This is a genomic window from Pectobacterium aquaticum (assembly GCF_003382565.3).
Taxonomy (GTDB): Bacteria; Pseudomonadota; Gammaproteobacteria; order Enterobacterales; family Enterobacteriaceae; genus Pectobacterium; species Pectobacterium aquaticum.
The window spans coordinates 4,330,860-4,345,377 of the sequence record NZ_CP086253.1; the positions used below are offsets into that span (position 1 = coordinate 4,330,860).

10 protein-coding genes are annotated in these 14,518 nt (G+C 54.1%); 3 read left to right on the forward strand and 7 right to left on the reverse strand.

Annotation, left to right across the window (positions count from 1 at the left end):
- Positions 1–60 precede the first annotated feature (60 nt).
- From prlC to DMB82_RS20065, 3 genes are all read left to right on the forward strand, one after another.
- The gene (gene prlC, locus DMB82_RS20055; protein ID WP_102118810.1) at positions 61–2,103 is read left to right on the forward strand and encodes an oligopeptidase A; all 2,043 of its coding nucleotides are present in this window, start codon (positions 61–63) and stop codon (positions 2,101–2,103) included.
- Complete coding sequence (gene rsmJ, locus DMB82_RS20060) at positions 2,100–2,846, forward strand: 16S rRNA (guanine(1516)-N(2))-methyltransferase RsmJ (protein WP_039279949.1); 747 nt, start codon at positions 2,100–2,102, stop codon at positions 2,844–2,846. Before prlC ends, rsmJ begins: the two co-directional genes overlap by 4 nt.
- A gap of 152 nt (positions 2,847–2,998) precedes the next feature.
- Positions 2,999–4,894: a bifunctional metallophosphatase/5'-nucleotidase gene (locus DMB82_RS20065; protein ID WP_116163871.1), complete on the forward strand. Its 1,896-nt coding sequence runs from the start codon at positions 2,999–3,001 to the stop codon at positions 4,892–4,894.
- Positions 4,895–5,086: 192 nt separating this feature from the next.
- Here the strand turns inward: DMB82_RS20065 and DMB82_RS20070 are convergent, their stop codons facing one another.
- From DMB82_RS20070 to gmk, 7 genes are all read right to left on the reverse strand, one after another.
- Positions 5,087–6,778, reverse strand: a complete 1,692-nt coding sequence (locus DMB82_RS20070) for an AsmA family protein (RefSeq protein WP_102118780.1) — start codon at positions 6,776–6,778, stop codon at positions 5,087–5,089.
- A gap of 158 nt (positions 6,779–6,936) precedes the next feature.
- Positions 6,937–8,325: a nucleobase:cation symporter-2 family protein gene (locus DMB82_RS20075; protein WP_102118781.1), complete on the reverse strand. Its 1,389-nt coding sequence runs from the start codon at positions 8,323–8,325 to the stop codon at positions 6,937–6,939.
- A 165-nt stretch (positions 8,326–8,490) separates the two neighbouring features.
- On the reverse strand, positions 8,491–10,572 hold the full coding sequence (gene recG, locus DMB82_RS20080) for an ATP-dependent DNA helicase RecG (protein ID WP_102118782.1): 2,082 nt from the start codon (positions 10,570–10,572) through the stop codon (positions 8,491–8,493).
- Positions 10,572–11,264 (reverse strand): tRNA (guanosine(18)-2'-O)-methyltransferase TrmH, encoded by a 693-nt coding sequence (gene trmH, locus DMB82_RS20085; RefSeq protein WP_116163869.1) that lies wholly within the window; start codon positions 11,262–11,264, stop codon positions 10,572–10,574. Before trmH ends, recG begins: the two co-directional genes overlap by 1 nt.
- A 5-nt stretch (positions 11,265–11,269) precedes the next feature.
- The gene (gene spoT / locus DMB82_RS20090; RefSeq protein ID WP_102118784.1) at positions 11,270–13,369 is read right to left on the reverse strand and encodes a bifunctional GTP diphosphokinase/guanosine-3',5'-bis pyrophosphate 3'-pyrophosphohydrolase; all 2,100 of its coding nucleotides are present in this window, start codon (positions 13,367–13,369) and stop codon (positions 11,270–11,272) included.
- Positions 13,370–13,387: 18 nt separating this feature from the next.
- Positions 13,388–13,663 (reverse strand): DNA-directed RNA polymerase subunit omega, encoded by a 276-nt coding sequence (gene rpoZ, locus DMB82_RS20095; RefSeq protein ID WP_005968230.1) that lies wholly within the window; start codon positions 13,661–13,663, stop codon positions 13,388–13,390.
- 53 nt (positions 13,664–13,716) lie between these two features.
- A complete protein-coding gene (gene gmk / locus DMB82_RS20100; protein WP_102118785.1) occupies positions 13,717–14,340 on the reverse strand; it encodes a guanylate kinase in 624 nt (207 codons plus the stop codon).
- Between the last annotated feature and the right edge of the window lie 178 nt (positions 14,341–14,518).

Here is a 14,518-nt window from a genome sequence, read left to right on the forward strand (position 1 = left end):
TTTATTCAACAGATTCCACTTACCGGCAACGAGATCACCCACAATTATCAGGACGGCACCATGACGAATCCATTACTGACCTCATTTACCCTGCCCCCGTTCTCCAGTATCAAAACGGAAGATATTGTCCCTGCGGTGAAATCCGCGCTGGATGAATGCCGCGAGACGGTAGAGCGTGTGGTGGCGCAAGCGGGGCCGTTTACATGGGATAATCTGTGCCAACCGCTGGCTGACAGCGACGATCGTCTTGGCCGCATCTTCTCACCCATCAGCCACCTGAACGCGGTGAAGAACAGCCCGGAGCTGCGTGCGGTTTATGAAGAATGTCTGCCGCTGCTGTCCGAGCACAGCACCTGGGTCGGCCAACATGCCGGGCTGTATCAGGCTTATCGCAGCCTGCGTGACGGCGAACAGTACACCGCGCTGAGCGTGGCGCAGAAGAAATCCGTTGATAACGCGCTGCGCGATTTTGAGCTGTCCGGTATCGGTCTGTCGCCGGAAAAACAGAAACGCTACGGTGAAATCTCTGCTCGTCTGTCCGAACTCGGTTCGCAATATAGCAACAACGTGCTGGATGCCACCATGGGCTGGAGCAAGCTGATTACCGACGTCACCGAGCTGGATGGCATGCCGGAAAGCGCACTGGCAGCGGCCAAAGCGCAGGCAGAAGCAAAAGAGCAGGACGGCTGGCTGCTGACACTGGATATCCCAAGCTATCTGCCGGTGATGACTTACTGTACCAATCAAGCGCTGCGCGAAGAGATGTACCGCGCCTACGGCACGCGCGCATCCGATCAGGGGCCAAACGCGGGCAAGTGGGACAACAGCGACGTGATGGCGGAAAAGCTGGCACTGCGTCACGAGCTGGCACAGCTGCTGGGCTTCGATAGCTATGCGCACAAGTCGCTGGCGACCAAAATGGCGGAAAACCCGCAGCAGGTACTCGATTTCCTGACCGATCTGGCGAAACGCGCCCGTCCACAGGCTGAAGAAGAACTCGCGCAGTTGCGTGCCTTCGCCAAAGAACACTACGGCGTAGATGAATTGCAGGCCTGGGATATCACCTACTACAGCGAACAGCAGAAGCAGCATCGGTATTCCATCAGCGATGAGCAGCTTCGTCCGTACTTCCCGGAAGAACGCGCGGTGAACGGCCTGTTCGAGGTGGTTAAACGCATCTATGGCATCACAGCCAAAGAGCGTAAAGACGTCGATGTCTGGCACCCGGACGTTCGCTTCTTCGATCTGTTCGATGAAAGCGGTGAACTGCGCGGCAGCTTCTACCTCGATTTATACGCTCGTGAACACAAACGCGGCGGAGCCTGGATGGACGACTGCGCGGGTAAACTGCGTAAAGGCAACGGCGAACTGCAAAAACCGGTCGCTTATCTGGTCTGTAACTTCAACCGTCCGGTCAACGGCAAACCCGCGCTGTTCACCCACGACGAAGTCACCACGCTGTTCCACGAATTCGGTCACGGCCTGCACCACATGCTGACCCAGATCGATACCGCCGGTGTCGCGGGCATCAATGGCGTACCGTGGGATGCGGTCGAACTGCCGAGCCAGTTCATGGAAAACTGGTGCTGGGAACCTGAAGCGCTGGCCTTTATCTCCGGCCACCACGAAACCGGTGAACCGCTGCCACAGGAACTGCTGGAGAAGATGCTGGCGGCGAAGAACTATCAGGCTGCGCTGTTCATTCTGCGCCAGTTGGAATTCGGCCTGTTCGATTTCCGCCTGCATGCCGAGTTTGATCCTGCGAAAGGCGCGCAGATTCTGCCGACGCTGGCTGAAATCAAAGCGCAGGTGGCCGTGGTGCCAAGCCCAAGCTGGGGCCGCTTCCCACATGCATTCAGCCACATCTTCGCAGGCGGTTATGCCGCAGGCTACTACAGCTATCTGTGGGCAGACGTGCTGGCAGCGGATGCTTACTCCCGCTTCGAGCAAGAAGGTATCTTCAACCGTGAAACCGGTCAGTCATTCCTGGATAACATCCTGACCCGCGGCGGTTCCGAAGAGCCGATGGAGCTGTTCAAACGCTTCCGTGGCCGTGAACCGCAGTTGGATGCCATGCTTGCGCATTACGGCATCAAAGGATGAGCATCTGCTTAATTGCAGAAGAAGGCGCCGATAGTGGCGCCTTATCTTCTCTGGCCGCACGCTGGGGGCTGGTTTCCGATCCCGATGCGGTCATGGCACTGGTGCTGACAGCAGAACGTCTGGAACTGCGCAAGCAGGATGAACCGAAGCTCGGCGCTATCTTCGTCGATTTCGTTGCCGGGACGATGGCACATCGCCGTCGCTTTGGCGGCGGGCGCGGCGAGGCTGTCGCTAAAGCCGTCGGTATCAAAAAAGATTACCTGCCGGATGTCGTGGATGCGACGGCCGGACTGGGACGCGATGCCTTTGTGCTGGCAGCATTAGGCTGCCACGTACGCATGGTGGAGCGCAATCCGGTGGTTGCAGCCCTGCTGGACGACGGATTGCAACGTGGTTATCAGGACGCAGAGATTGGCCCGTGGCTACGGGAGCGGCTCACCCTGCTGCACGCGTCGAGTATGACCGCGCTGCGCGATATCACACCGCCACCGGATGTGGTTTATCTCGACCCGATGTTTCCACACAAACAAAAGAGCGCGCTGGTGAAGAAAGAGATGCGGGTATTTCAGTCGCTGGTGGGTGCGGATGACGACGCCGATGCGCTGCTGGCACCCGCACGCGCGCTGGCGAAAAAACGCGTCGTGGTGAAGCGACCAGACTATGCGCCGCCGCTGGCCGGCGTGCCAGCACAGTCCATGCTGGAAACCAAAAGCCACCGCTTCGACTTCTATCTTCCTGCCTGAAAAATCTCATCGCCGCGACGCTAAGCGTATCGGCGACTAGAAACTTAGCCTGCTTCGCATTTCCTACGCTGCTTTTGCAAAGTCTGTGGCACTAATGAGAAGCAGCTCGCATAATTTCGCGCTATCACCTTTTATGACACTAAGATGACATAATGAAAAAAACGCTTCTGTCACTTCTGCTTTGTTTGAGTACTTCTGCTATGGCCGCTCAAGAACCCGTCAATATTACGATTCTGGGGACATCAGACCTGCATGGCACCTTTGTTCCCTGGGATTACGCCACCGACACCGCCAACATGGCTGGCAGCCTGAGTCAGATCGCCACACAGGTGCATAAAGTCCGTGCGCAGCAGCCGAATGTGATTCTGGTTGATGCGGGCGACACCATTCAGGGCAACGTTGTCGAAACCTTCAAAAATGACAAAACCAGCCCGATGATTCTTGGTTTTAACGCCATGAATTATGACGTCTGGGTCATGGGTAACCACGAGTTCGATTTCGGCCTGAACGTACTTTCCACCTCGCTTGACCAATTCAAAGGCACCGCGCTGGCGGGCAACATTTTTTGGGAAAGCGGTAAACCTTACTTACCTGCCTATAAAATTGTCGAACGGCAGGGCGTGAAGATTGGCATCATCGGTATGGATACGCCGATGACCGCTGAGTTCGCCAAGGGCACCGACCGCGTGAAAGGACTGAACTTTACCGATCCCGTCGGGGCAGTAAAAACCGTTATCCAGCAAATCCACGGCAAAGTGGATGCCATCGTGCTGGTCGCCCATATGGGAATCGATAACGAGAATCAGCGACCGGGTACTGGCGTCGGCGATATTGCCCGTGCAAACCCTGAATTAGCCGCCATCGTCGCGGGTCATATGCACGTAAAAGTGGATAAAGAAGTGATTAATGGCGTGATCGTCACCGAACCGGACAGATATGGCCGCGCACTGTCGCGCATCGATTTGCAGTTTGAACAGCAGAACGGCAAGTACGTGCTGATCAACAAAGACAGCTATACCTATTCGATTAAGGACGTGGATTCTGACCGCAAGATGGAAGACATCTACGAGCCTTATCACAATACCCTGCGCGCCAACGCCAACCGTCCGATCGCGCAGCTCCTCGGGCACGATCTGGTGCCGCAAGATGCCGTGAAAGGTATTCCTCAGGTACACATACAGGATACCGGCATCAGCGCCCTATTCCAGGAAGCCAGCCGTCATTACGCCCCTAAAGCGCAGGTCATCGCGCTGCAAATTGATAACGATAAGCCCAAGCTGAATGTCGGTACCATCGCCGCGAAGGACATTGCCTTTAACTATCAATATGCTGGCGGCGAGATCACGGTTTATCAGCTCACCGGAAAAGAACTGAAGAAATACATGGAATGGTCCGCGGGTTACTTCAACCCGTTGCAGGACGGCGATGTGACTTACAGCTTTAATCCGCAGCGTCGTGCGTCCAAATATTCCACCAATGATTTTTTCGACGGCGTGACCTACACCATCGATCTGACGAAACCCGCTGGGCAGCGCATCACTGACCTGAAACTGAATAACGGGATGCGGGTTACCGACAAGATGCCGATTCGTCTGGGTATGAACAGCTACCGCATGGGCCACCTGACGCAGAAAGGCGGCGTACTGGAAGGCATGCAGTTCCCGGTGCTGTCGGATACCAAAGCGAAATATGGCGAAGAGGCAGGCACAATTCGTAACCTGACCATCCGTTATCTGACCGAGGTGAAAAAAGGCCAGTACGAAGGTACGGTGCCACAGCGCTGGAAACTGGCGGGATTGCAGGGCTATGAGCGCGAACGCCACATCGTCGAATCGCTGCTCAACAGCGGAAAAATCAGCGTGCCGACGTCAGACGATGGCCGCTACAGCAACGTACAATCCATCAACGTGAAATCGTTACTGCTGCCGGATGCCACGCAGCGGGAGAAACGCGTAGCGGAACTGACGCAACAGCGCGACAGCGCCACCAACGCGTTAACCAAACAGCGGCTGAACGATCAGCTAACGATTATCGCGGCGATTAACTAATCGATACCTTGCGGGAATCTGGGCAGTAGACAAAGTACAACGGTGATAACGGATAGATCGTAAAGACGCTGCGAGTTCGTCCATGTAAGCTCGGCTGGCGCAAACGCTTTACTCTTCTATTCCGTTACTCCCGTTTCCATCCGGTAAATTGGTTTGTCAGCGGTCTAGCCCCGTATTTTGAAAACGTAATAATTATGGCGTTTCTGTCACGGTTCCCTGATGCATTTGCTGTCTGATAGGATGATCATTGCTATCCACACCTTGCAGCGTACCGCTTAGCGTCGGCTTCAGCGGCGTATCAGCGGCAAGTCGCCCATTCAACTGCAATTGCAGATTCGTGTTGCCTGTCGGTGCAGTTGCCGGCTCTGGCCATCCCCAACGCGTCAGAACATCCAGTGGTACGGCGCGTCCTGTCAGTGACAGGGAGAAATGGCGTGCTGGTTGCTGGTTGATCGTTGCCTTTGCATCCAGCATGCCATTTTGCGTAAATGCGCTGAGTTCGTTAATGACGATCTGGTTATCGTCGGCTACCAGTGCCATTGAAGGACGGCGCACATCGACTTTATTAAACGTTGCGTCGCTGGCATTAAGATTCAACGATCCTGCCCACATTCCCCACTGGTAGTTGTGAGCCAACAGCAAATCGCTGCCGTAGCCATCCAATGCGGTTAGCTGGAAGGGGAAGTCTGGGTTGATATCGATCAGCAGATTGCGGTTCGCCGTAAATTTTCGCACATTCACTTCTGCCAGCCATGATGGCAGGGTCGCTTGCCAGCGCTGACGCCAATCGCTGGGGAGCGTGTACTCCATCCCTGCCACAACAAATTCATTCAGTTGTAAACGGTGGTTACTACGCTGCCAACTACCGTTGGTTCGCAGCAAGCCGCCTTCCCAGCGCGTAGAAAACTGCTTGATGTTAACGCCCGCTGGTGACAAATCCAGATTCACGATAGGGTCGATAAGGTGCATGTTGCCGTTCACAATGTCAGTCGCATTGAACGACAGCGTTCCCCCTTCGCTCTGCCAGTCATTCTGCTTAAACGTGACATTTTGTAGGGCAACATCAAGGTCAATAAACGCCCAACCCGGCCCTTCGATACGGGCATCAATCAGATCAAAGCGGTCAACCGTAACAGAAGGCAGTTCGGTAACGGGTTGCCAGAAGGCCTCCGGCGTTCTCTGCGTTTGCAAACGGACATTGCTGAGCCGCAGGCTACCGATTTGCCAGCTGCCATCTTCTGCGCGGCTGGCGCTGCCTGTTAGTTGCCCTTGAGCGACATCCGCGCCGAAATTGCTCAGAATCAGCTGGTTGTGGTTGATTTCGCCCTGAACCAATACCTGACTGGCGGGAATGTCGTTGAGTTCGAGTGAGCGGGCGCTGAGCTGGAACTGTCCCTGTTTACCCAGCAGATAGCCAGCCTCGGGCTGCCACGGCATTATTCCACCGTTAATCTGTTGACCATTCAGATGCCAATTGCCGTCCTTTGCCTGCAGCGCCATGGTACGCAGCTGTAGCACATCGGCCTCGATAGGGAGTGTCGCCGCCTGAGAGGAAAGATTGAGCGTTCCGCCTTCCAGTTCAAGACTGGCGAAATGGTGCGGCTCGGTAATTTGACGGGCGCTAAATCCAACTGAAATCTGCTTTGCAGTGAGTGTCGGCGGTTGATTTTTCTGACCAAAACTGACATCGGTGAGTTGGATATGATCGGCTGTTGACCAGTCATGATTAATTTTGCCCAGTGACAACTGGTAGTCAGTATTCTGGTTTACCCAATTACTTATCCAGCCTGCCGCCCAACTGGTTTGCAGTAATACATATACGACCACCAGTGCTAAAAAGGCCAGCAGCAGCAGGGTCAGCAATAATTTCCCGATAAATTTCATCGTGTCAGTCCATGCCAATCGTCAGGGAGAACTGTTCTTATGCCGCAATTTCCCTGAAGGCTCAATAGGTAATGCTGTTACAGACAGTAAAAAGCGAGCAGTGTTGCATCACCGCTCGCTTTTTACATGAACTGAACTGAAATTATTGCGGGCTGACGCTATTTTTCTTCGTGTGGAAAGATGATATTCAGCACGATTGCCGTAATCCCACCAGCGGCGATACCAGAAGACAGTAATGTTTTAATCCAATCTGGTGCGAACTGCAGAATCAGCGGCTGCTGCGATACGCCAAGACCAACAGCCAGTGACAGCGCAATAATCATGATCGCACGACGATTCAGTGGCTCACGGGACACAATGCGCACACCGGAGGCTGCGATCGTACCGAACATCACGATAGTGGCACCGCCCAGAACTGGCTCTGGAATATGCTGCACAAATCCGCTAACGGCAGGGAACAGCCCCAGTGCGATCAGCATCAGCGAAACCACAAAACCCACATAGCGGCTGGCAACCCCGGTAAGCTGGATGACGCCATTATTCTGGCCGAAGCAAGAGTTTGGGAAGGTGTTGAATACGGCAGAAAGGCAAGAGTTCAGGCCATTTGCCAGCACGCCGCCTTTTAAGCGTTTCATATACAGCGGGCCTCTGACCGGCTGCTCCGAAACGTCGGAGGTCGCGGTGATGTCACCGATGGTTTCTAACGATGTCACCATGAAGACCAGCATCAGCGGAATCAACAGGTTCCAATCAAAGCCTAAACCATAATACAGCGGCGTGGGCACCATAATAACTGTGTCGTTTTGAGCAGGCGCATTTTCCGGCAGCATTCCCATCAACCAGGCACCCAGATAACCCACCGCCATGGCAATCACCAGCGAGGCGACGCGCAGGTAAGGGTTACGCTGGCGGTTAAGCAGAATAATAACCAGCAACACCGCTCCCGCTAATAGTAAGTTCTTGGGCGCGCCGAAGGTGTTATTACCCATTGCGGCATAGCCGCCGCCGATGGAGGTCAGGCCGACCTGAATCAGCGACAGACCAATGATCATCACCACAATGCCGGAAACCAGCGGGGTAATGATGCGACGGGTTAAATGCAGGAAGCGTGAAAGAATGATTTCGGTGAAGGAAGCGACCATCAGCGTGCCGAACAGCGCAGCCATCATCGTGGGAACATCCGCGCCGCCGTTTTTCAGCGCCAGTCCGCCCATAATCAGCGGCGTCACGAAGTTAAAGCTGGTGCCCTGAATTGACAGTAGACCAGAACCGACAGGGCCCCAGGTTTTAATTTGGAGAATAGAAGCCAGACCGGAAGCGAAAAGCGACATGCTGATGATGCGCTGCGTATCCTGAGCGGGTAAACCTAATGCCTGACAGATCAGTAGCGCAGGGGTAATCACCGCAACAAACATGGCAAGCAGGTGCTGACTGGCGGCGAATAGCGTTTGCGGCAGCGGCGGTCTGTCTTCAAGGCGATAGATGAGTTCACTGCGCTGAGGTGCGGCAGCGGCTTCTGTTTGGGACGTTTCCGTGGTGGTAGTCATGATGTAAGTTGGCGTTCCTGAAACGACAAAGAGCGCATTTTAATGATCTCTTTGTTGAAAGCAAACGTTTGCTAACTCATCTTTTCGATATGAATTTTGTCTGACAAGCAAGGCCTTATTATTTAAGAGGATACTTTTAAGAAAAATGAAGAAGCGCTGCTGCGATTAGGCGTTGGTGTAGCGTGCGCGCTCGGGTAGCCAGCGTTCGATTAGCGCGATGGCATGCTCGGGATAGTGCTCATGAAGATGGCGCGCAACGCGCTGTACCTGTGGAATCAGTTCCTGATCGCGCAGGAGGTCAGCGACTTTAAACTCGGCATTGCCCGTCTGGCGCGTACCTAATAATTCACCCGGCCCGCGAATTTCCAGATCGCGCTGCGCGATAACAAAGCCATCGTTGCTGTCGCGTAGAACCTGAAGCCGCTTTTGTGCGGTCTTGCTCATCGGCGTTTTATAGAGCAGCACGCAGTGAGACGCCACCGCGCCGCGTCCGACGCGCCCGCGCAACTGGTGTAGCTGTGCCAGGCCCAGGCGCTCCGGGTTTTCAATGATCATCAGGCTGGCATTCGGTACATCCACACCCACCTCGATGACGGTGGTCGCCACCAGCAGTTGCAGTTCGCCCTGTTTGAAGGCCTGCATTACTGCCTGCTTTTCCTGTGCTTTCATGCGACCGTGGACCAATCCGACCTTGAGATTCGGCAGGGCTGCCTTCAGTTCTTCGCTGGTGGCTTCTGCGGCCTGTGCTTCCAAGAGGTCGGATTCTTCGATCAGCGTACATACCCAATAGGCCTGTCGCCCTTCCTGCTGACAGGCATTATTCACGCGCTCGATAATGTCGCTGCGGCGTGAATCCGGTATGGCGACGGTGGTGACGGGCGTTCTGCCCGGCGGCAGTTCATCAATGACGGACGTATCTAGATCGGCATAGGCTGTCATCGCCAGCGTACGGGGAATGGGTGTGGCGGTCATAATCAATTGATGAGGATGAAAGCCTTGTTCTTCGCCTTTTTCCCACAGCGCAAGGCGTTGATGCACGCCAAAGCGGTGCTGTTCATCAATAATGACCAATGCCAGTCCGTTGAATTTAACCTGCTGTTGGAAAATAGCATGCGTCCCGACAACCATGGAAACCTGACCGCTGGCGATGGCATCCTGCTGCGCCTGACGTGCTTTCCCTTTTTGTTTGCCAGCCAACCAGCCCACTTCAAGCCCTAGCGGTTCAAACCACTGACGGAAATTATGGGCGTGCTGTTCGGCCAATAGCTCGGTTGGTGCCATCAGCGCGACCTGTTTGCCGTTGGCAATAGCGCGTAATGCTGCCAGCGCGGCAACCAGCGTTTTCCCTGAACCGACATCGCCCTGTACCAGACGCATCATCGGGAAATCTTTCGCCATATCCGCTTCAATCTCCGCCACAACACGCTCTTGTGCCTGCGTGGGTTTGAACGGCAGGGCATCAAGCAGACGTTGCTTCAAGCCGTCTTGCGCCTGTAGCGGCGAGGCGTTATGCCGCTGCTCCCCTGCTCTTACGGCGAGCATACTCAGGTTATGCGCCAGCAGTTCTTCCATAATCAGCCGCTGCTGTGCCGGGTGTTTCCCGTGCTCAAGCTCGCTGAGCTGCATATCCGGCGGAGGACGATGTAACGTGCGTAGTGCGTCTGGCAGGCTAATGAGCGATCGGCTCAGGGATTCAGGCAGCAGCTCATCGATGGGGTTTGCATCGATCAACGCCAGCGCCTGATCGGTAAGTTTGCGGAGCGTGGCCTGACGAACGCCCTCTGTGGAGGGGTAAACCGGCGTGAGTGATTCCTGTAGCTCGACCTGCGTACTATCCCCCTGAACACGATATTCAGGATGGATGATCTCCGCACCGATTTTACCGCGCTTGATTTCGCCATAAGCGGTAACGCGCTGTCCCGGTGCGAGGCTGTTTTTCATCGCGGCGCTGAAATTGAAGAAGCGCATGGTCAGCATGCCGCTGCCGTCGCTGATCTGGCAGGTCAACATGCGACGGCTGCCAAAGGTGATATCGTTGCGTAGGATTTCACCTTCCACGGTGGCATACATACCAGGAAGGAGGTCACCAATAGGATAAAGATGCGTACGGTCTTCGTAGCGCAGAGGTAAATGCAGCAGGAGATCCTGCACGGTTTCCAGTCCGAGTCGCGCGAGTTTCGCTGCCTGACTTGCACCCACGCCAGTAAGTGTACTCAGCGGTTGGGTGTTCAGCAGGCGGCCTTTCATCAGCACTCCGACGATTGCATCGCGGCCCACCACGGGGTATCCGCTACAATCTGACCCTGATGGTCAATATAAGGGCGAGGAAGCCCTTTACGTTTTGCGACGCGAGCCAGTACCGGGTAGCCCCCTTCAAAAAGCAGGCGCTGCTGCTCTTCTTCATCAAGCGGGCTCTCTTCACGCTGGTACATACCGGCGATCTGGCGTTGGCGCTGCGCTTCATACAGGATCAACGCCGAGGCTACGGAGACATTCAGTGACTGTACCATGCCAGTCATCGGAATGATGATATCCCGATCGGCCAGTTTGAGCGCTTCGGCTGTAATACCGGTTTTTTCTTGTCCAAGCAGAATACAGCTCGGGCGGGTGTAATCAATTTCCCGAAAATCGACCGCGTGTTCAGACAAATTGGTCGCCAGAACCTGCATGCCTTCGGCCTTCAGGTGACCAACCGCATCACCTATGCTGCGATGGGTTTTAACCTGCACCCAGCTATTGCTGCCTGCGGCGGAGGAGACCAGCGTTTTCATCCGGCTGGTGGGCCAAATCGCATGGACTTCATGCACACCGACGGCATCCGCAGTGCGAATAACCGCAGAAACGTTATGAGGCTTATGCACCTGCTCCATGCAAATCGTCAGATCGGGCTGACGACAGTTGAGCATTTCTTTTATGCGTGCATAACGTTGAGGAGTCATGACGGTTAATTTCGGTTACGGTTAACTTTGATGACATCCGGCATCACGCGAATTTTACGCATAATATTGGCCAGATGAACACGATCGAGGGTGGTGAGACGGATGAAGACGCTGTATACGCGGCCGTCTCTCTCTTCCGTGTTGATGCGTTGAATATTGGAGTTTGCAGTGTTGATCGCGGCCGTCAGATTCGCCAGTGCACCCTGATGGTTGAACATATCCACTTTGATTTCGGCGATGAACTCTTGTTCCGTCACCTTATCCCACTCTACCGCCATGAATTTTTCAGGTTCTTTCTGATAGCCGCGAATGTTGCGGCAGGATTCATGGTGAATAACCAGCCCTTTACCGGGGCTGACGTGGGCAATAATCGGGTCGCCAGGGATGGGGCGGCAGCATTTGGCAAATGAGATCATGACGCCATCTGCGCCCTTGATCGGCAACTTGCGCAGCCCAGTTGTGCCCAGTTCAGATTGTTCGTTCAGCAGATTTTTCGCTACAACGACGCTCATAGCATTACCCATGCCAATTTCCGCCATCAGATCGTCCAGCGTGGCGAGCTTCATGCGCTCAAGCTCAAGCTGAATCGACTTTTCAGGGATGTCGGAGAGTTTGCGGCCATTGCCTAATGCATGGTTCAGCAAGCGGCGGCCGAGACTCACGGAATCATCACGCTTGAGGTTTTTCAGCATCTGGCGAATTTTGGAGCGCGCTCTGGAGCTAACCACAAAGTTAAGCCATGCGGCATTCGGTCTGGCGCCGGGAGCGGTAATGATTTCAACGGTTTGACCGCTGGTTAGCGACTGTGACAGCGGGTAAGGCTGGCGGTCGACGCGTGCGCCGACGCAGGCGTGACCGATATCGGTGTGGACTGCGTAAGCGAAATCGACGGGCGTCGCACCTGCGGGGAGTTCCACAATACGGCCTTCTGGTGTAAAGACGTACATCTCGTCAGGGAAGAGATCGGACTTAACACTTTCGATAAATTCAAACGAGCTACCGGCACTTTGCTGGAGTTCTAGCAGGCTTTGCATCCAGCGCTGGGCGCGTACCTGTGCGGTGGTGCTGCTTTCACCTTCTTTATAGGCCCAGTGTGCGGCGACACCCATTTCTGCCATTTGATCCATATCATCGGTGCGAATCTGCACTTCAACTGGCACGCCGTGCGGGCCAATTAGAGAAGTATGCAGTGACTGATAGCCGTTGGCTTTGGGAATGGCAATATAGTCTTTTACTCTGCCTGGGCGGGGTTTATACAGGCTGTGAACCTGGCCTAGCACGCGATAACAGGTATCCTGTTCTTTCACGATGACCCGAAACGCGTAAATATCCATGATGGAATGAAAACGCTGCTCTTTCAGGTGCATTTTGCAGTAGATGGAGTATAGGTGTTTTTCGCGACCGCTCACGCGGCAGGCAATCCCGGCTTCAGTCAAACGTCCTTCGATTTCCGACAGGATTTTCTGAATCATTTCCTTGCGGTTACCGCGAGCGGCCTTGACGACTTCTTTAATGACGCGATAACGGTTCGGATACAGCGCCTCAAAACCCAGCTCTTCCAGCTCGGTTTTGAGGTGATGGATACCCAACCGGTGTGCCAGCGGGCTGTATATTTCCAGCGTTTCGCGGGCAATGCGGCGGCGCTTGTCCGGGCGCAATGAGCCCAGCGTGCGCATGTTATGGGTACGGTCTGCGAGTTTGATCAGGATGACGCGAATATCCTGCACCATTGCCATGATCATTTTGCGAAAGTTTTCAGCCTGCGCTTCTTTCTTATCGCGGAACTTCAGCTTGTCCAGCTTGGACACGCCCTCTACCAGTTCAGCAACGCTTTTACCGAAAAGCTGTTCCATGTCCTGATAGGTGGCGGGGGTGTCTTCTATGACATCATGCAGCAGTGCTGCCATCAGCGTTTCGTAATCGAGACGCATCTCCGCCAAAATACAGGCGACAGCAACAGGGTGTGTGATGTAGGGTTCACCGCTGGAGCGAGTCTGCCCCTCGTGAGCATCACGTGCAACTAAGTAAGCCTGCTGTAAACGTTTGATCTGATCTTCTGGCAGATAACGTTGAATCAGCAGATTAAGGCTTTCGAAAATGTACAAGGGCGACTCGTGGTGTGATTAACGACGGCCTTCAGCAATCGCGGTAACCGCCTGAATCTCTGCGGCTTCCTGCTCTTGCTGTTCCTGACGGTCACGAACATCCAGAATCTGGTTGTTGATCAGACCTTCTTCGATTTCACGCAGTGCGATCACGGTGTACTTATCGTTTTCTTCAGGAACCAGCGGATCTTTGCCGCCAGTCTGGATTTGACGGGCGCGACGAGCAGCGACCAACACCAGATCAAAACGGTTACCAATTTTCTCTACAGCGTCTTGAACAGTTACGCGTGCCATAATGTGCTACTCCACAGGAAATAAAATGACTGGGCATCATACTGAAAGAGGCGTCAGTCTGCCAATAGTTTGGTGATTAATGCATCATGCCGAACCTTTTGTCTGCTCAAACGCAGACGTTCGGCGCGAATAATGGTTTTGAGATCGAGCAGCGCCAGATCAAAATCATCATTCACAATCAGGTAATCATACTCGCCGTAGTGCGTCATTTCAGCTACGGCCTGAGACATACGACGGGCAATGACTTCATCGCTGTCCTGTCCACGGCCACGCAGGCGGCGAGCCAGTTCTTCTTTTGACGGCGGCAGAATGAAAATACTGCGCGCGTGCGGCATTTGAGCGCGGATTTGCTTGGCACCTTGCCAGTCGATATCCAGAAAAACATCAACGCCAGTCGCTAATACCTGCTCAATTGCTGGCCGAGATGTACCGTAGTAATTACCGAAGACCTCAGCGTGTTCCAGAAATTCATTGTTCCGAATCATACGCTTGAATTCATCGACTTCGACGAAGAAATAGTGTTCGCCGTGGTTTTCTCCCGGTCGTTTAGCTCGCGTGGTATGCGAAATCGATACCTGAGTGTCGTAAAGCGGCTGAGTTTTTAATAACGCCTGAATCAGGCTGGATTTCCCAGCTCCACTGGGAGCAGAAACGATATATAACGTACCTTGAGCCATAATGAAGTTTTATTAACGGTTACGATGGTGAATGGTGACATGCAGCAGAAAAATGCGCATTTCCCCGCATTATACACGCCTATATGTCATCAGTCGCGCTGCGATAAATTCTCCGCTGACTGTTTTTTCGTTATGCCATCGGGAAAACGTTTTTCCAACGTTTCTTTTTTAGATTGCG